Origin of the sequence: Streptomyces calidiresistens (assembly GCF_014141525.1) — a bacterium.
Taxonomy (GTDB): domain Bacteria; phylum Actinomycetota; class Actinomycetes; order Streptomycetales; family Streptomycetaceae; genus Streptomyces; species Streptomyces calidiresistens.
The window spans coordinates 1-4,137 of the sequence record NZ_VKHS01000505.1 but is presented as its reverse complement, the minus strand read 5'-3'; the positions used below and the strand labels follow the sequence as shown (position 1 = coordinate 4,137).

The window sequence follows — 4,137 nt, the reverse complement described above, 5'->3', positions numbered from 1 at the left end:
GTGGAAGAGGGGTGGGCGGGGCCCTGGATGAGGACCGGGGGAGGCCGCACCCCGGACAAACGGGTGAATCGGCGGTGGCCGGAGGTTCCGGGGACACCGCGAACTGATGTCGGTACAAGGGGACGGTCGGGGCGAATGCCCGCCGCCGTGTCGACGGCATGAGGCGGACCGGTGGATGGGCGACGCGCGACTCGCGCATCCATCGGGCGCGTGGTCCTGCCGGAGCGACCGGCGGACCGTCACCGGGGCGAAGAGCGGGGGACCGCGTCGTGCTCCCGGGGGGAGCCGAACCCGGGCTCCACCTACGCCACCGTAACCTACGGAACCGTAAGTCGAAAGGGGAAGGTCGTCCTCCGTCCGCCGTCCGTGTGTCGGGGACCCGGGGACCGGCGGACGGGAAAGCCGCCCACCGCGCCGGAAGGATGAGCGGTTCGTCGGCCCGGTGCCGGGGTCGGTGCCCGGTTCGACCGGGGTGTCCCCACCGATCGCGCGCCCGCCGGCGGCCCGCTCCGGCCCCGGCCCGTGTCCCGCCCGAAGTCGCCGGTCCCACCCGGTACCGTCCGACCCGCGGGACGGGACCACCGGGGAGTCCCCACCGCGACACGGAGTGCCTATCCTGGTGCGGTCGGACAGCGCGGTCCGTGTCCTGCCGATCCGAAGAGCCGCAAGCCGCAAGGAGCCGCATCCGTGAGCAGCAGTGCCGACACCACGACGGAGACTCCGACCTCCCCATCCGGCGGGTCCGACGGGTCCGCCGCCTCCGCGGCGGACGCGGTGACCGACCCCGGCAGCGCCCTGCGCGCCGACATCCGGCGACTGGGCGAGCTGCTGGGCGCCACCCTCGTCCGGCAGGACGGCCCCGAACTGCTCGAACTCGTCGAGCGCGTCCGGCTGCTGACCCGCACCGACGGCGAGGCCGCCGCCGAACTCCTCGGCGAACTCGACATCACCGAGGCCGCCAAGCTGGTGCGCGCCTTCTCCACCTACTTCCACCTGGCCAACGTCACCGAGCAGGTGCACCGGGGCCGCGAGATGCGCCGGCGCCGGGCCGAGGAGGGCGGTCTGCTCACCCGCACCGTCGACACCCTCAAGGACGCCGACCCCGAGCACGTGCGCCGCACCGTGGCCAACCTCCAGGTGCGACCGGTCTTCACCGCCCACCCCACCGAGGCCGCCCGCCGCTCGGTGCTCACCAAGCTCCGCGCCATCGCCGGCCTGCTGGAGACCTCGGCCCCCGAGGGCGACGCCCGCCGGGTGGAGCTGCGGCTGGCGGAGAACATCGACCTCATCTGGCAGACCGACGAACTGCGGGTGGTCCGCCCCGAACCGGGCGACGAGGCCCGCAACGCCGTCTACTACCTCGACGAGCTGCACCGCGGGGCCGTCGGCGACCTGCTGGAGGACCTGGCCGCGGAGCTGGAGCGCGCCGGGTTCCCGGTGCCCGCCGGCACCCGACCGCTGACCTTCGGCACCTGGATCGGCGGCGACCGCGACGGCAACCCCAACGTCACCCCGAAGGTCACCCGCGAGGTGCTGCTGCTCCAGCACGAGCACGGCATCGGCCGGGCGCTGGACCACGTGGACGAACTGCGAGCCACGCTCTCCGGCTCCATCCGCAACACCGGCGTCACCGACGAACTGCGCGACTCCCTCGCCCGGGACCTGGAGCGGCTGCCGGAGATCACCCCCCGGTACAAGCGGCTCAACGCCGAGGAGCCCTACCGGCTCAAGGTCACCTGCGTGCGGCAGAAGCTGCTCAACACCCTCTCCCGGCTGCGCGAGGGCTCCGCGCACCAGCCGGGCCGCGACTACCGGGGCACCGGCGAGCTGCTGGCGGACCTGGCGATCGTGCAGCGCTCGCTGCGCGAGCACCGGGGCGGCCTGGTCGCCGACGGCCGGGTGGAGCGCGTCATCCGCACCGTCTCCGCCTTCGGCCTCCAGCTCGCCACCATGGACGTCCGCGAGCACGCCGACGCCCACCACCAGGCCCTGGGGCAGCTCTTCGACCGGCTCGGCGAGGAGTCCTGGCGGTACGTGGACATGCCGCGTGACTACCGCACCCGGCTGCTGGCCAAGGAGCTGCGCTCCCGCCGCCCGCTGGCCCCGACCCCGGCGCCGCTGGACGAGGCCGGGGCCCGCACCCTGGGCGTGTTCACCACCATCCGCGAGGCGCTGGACACCTTCGGGCCGGAGATCATCGAGTCCTACATCATCTCGATGTGCCAGGGCGCGGACGACGTCTTCGCCGCCGCCGTGCTGGCCCGCGAGGCCGGGCTGATCGACCTGCACGCGGGCTGGGCCCGGATCGGCATCGTGCCGCTGCTGGAGACCACCGACGAGCTGCGGATCGCCGACGACCTCCTCGACGAGATGCTCTCCGACCCCTCCTACCGGCGCCTGGTGGCGCTGCGCGGCGACCTCCAGGAGGTCATGCTCGGCTACAGCGACTCCTCGAAGTTCGGCGGCATCACCACCTCGCAGTGGGAGATCCACCGCGCCCAGCGCCGCCTGCGCGACGTCGCCCACCGGCACGGCGTGCGGCTGCGGCTCTTCCACGGCCGGGGCGGCACCGTCGGCCGGGGCGGCGGCCCCACGCACGACGCGATCCTCGCCCAGCCCTGGGGCACCCTGGAGGGCGAGATCAAGGTGACCGAGCAGGGCGAGGTCATCTCCGACAAGTACCTCGTCCCCTCCCTCGCGCGGGAGAACCTGGAGCTGACGGTCGCGGCCACCCTCCAGGCCTCCGCCCTGCACACCGCGCCCCGGCAGTCCGAGGAGGCACTGGCCCGCTGGGACGCGGCGATGGACACCGTCTCGGAGGCCGCGCACACCGCCTACCGGGCCCTGGTCGAGGACCCGGACCTGCCGCCGTACTTCTTCGCCTCCACCCCGGTGGACCAGCTCGCCGAACTGCACCTGGGCTCCCGGCCCTCGCGCCGCCCCGACAGCGGCGCCGGCCTGGACGGCCTGCGGGCCATCCCGTGGGTCTTCGGCTGGACGCAGTCCCGGCAGATCGTGCCGGGGTGGTTCGGCGTCGGGTCCGGCCTGCGGGCGGCCCGCGAGGCGGGGCTGGACGGGGTGCTCTCGGAGGCCTTCGAGAACTGGCACTTCTTCCGCAACTTCCTGTCCAACGTCGAGATGACGCTGGCCAAGACGGACCTGCGGATCGCCCGCCACTACGTCGAGACGCTGGTGCCGGAGAACCTGCGGCACATCTTCGACACCATCCGTGCCGAGCACGAGCTGACCGTGACCGAGGTGCTGCGGGTCACCGGCGGCGAGGAACTGCTGTCCGCCAACCCGGCGCTGCGGCAGACCCTCCAGATCCGGGACGCCTACCTCGACCCGATCTCCTACCTCCAGGTGGCGCTGCTGGCCCGTCAGCGGCAGGCGGCCGAGCGCGGCGAGGAGCCGGACCAGCTGCTGTCCCGGGCTCTGCTGCTGACGGTCAACGGGGTCGCGGCCGGTCTGCGCAACACCGGCTGAGCGCGCGACGGGGTTCCGAACGGGGGAACGGGCCGTCCGACCACGGTCGGACGGCCCGTTCCCCCGTTCCGCGTTCCCGTCCCCGAACGAAGGAGGAGCGGCGGGAGCGGCGGAGGAGGGATCGGTCCGGAAATCGATCATGTGGTTCGGGGGGTCGGCTCGCCGAACCGGAAAACGGAACGTACAATCACCGGTTTGCCCCGTCGGGCTCGGGCAAGACGTGCGTCATGGTCACCACAACGAGAACCGCCGGAAACCCGATCGCCGGCATCATCGCCGTGATCGCGGATGTCGCCGCCTTCATCATCGGCCTCTGGATCCTCATGTACCTGCTCGACGCCAACCGGGACAACACCCTGGTCGCGATCGTGCGGGACGCCGCCAACTGGCTCGCCGGTTGGTCGCGGGACATGTTCAACGTGCAGCCCGAGTGGTGGCGCGTCGTCCTCAACTACGGCATCGCCGCCCTGGTCTACCTGGTCATCGGCAACGCGCTGGCCCGCGCCGTGCGTCGCTTCTGACCGCTGGTGTCCCGGCACGAACCGACCCGGGCCCCCGCTCGGTCCCCTTCACCCGGCTCACCCGGCTCACTCCATCCGACGGGCCGAGGGACCGGCGGTCCGACGAACCGATGCCCCTTCGATTCCCGCT

2 protein-coding genes are annotated in these 4,137 nt (G+C 72.9%); both read left to right on the top strand.

Translation table 11 applies throughout. From position 1 onward, the window contains the following. Window positions 1-774 precede the first annotated feature (774 nt). On the top strand, window positions 775-3,486 hold the full coding sequence (gene ppc / locus FOE67_RS18545; protein WP_182665742.1) for a phosphoenolpyruvate carboxylase: 2,712 nt from the start codon (window positions 775-777) through the stop codon (window positions 3,484-3,486). Between the two features lie 227 nt (window positions 3,487-3,713). Further along, window positions 3,714-4,007, top strand: coding sequence for a hypothetical protein (locus FOE67_RS18540; protein WP_182665740.1), 294 nt, complete (start codon window positions 3,714-3,716; stop codon window positions 4,005-4,007). The last annotated feature ends 130 nt before the right edge of the window (window positions 4,008-4,137 follow it).

Excerpts from the sequence above, each read along its gene's own strand:
- FOE67_RS18540 (WP_182665740.1), top strand. The coding sequence starts at position 3,714 with ATGGTCACCACAACGAGAACCGCCGGAAACCCGATCGCCGGCATCATC.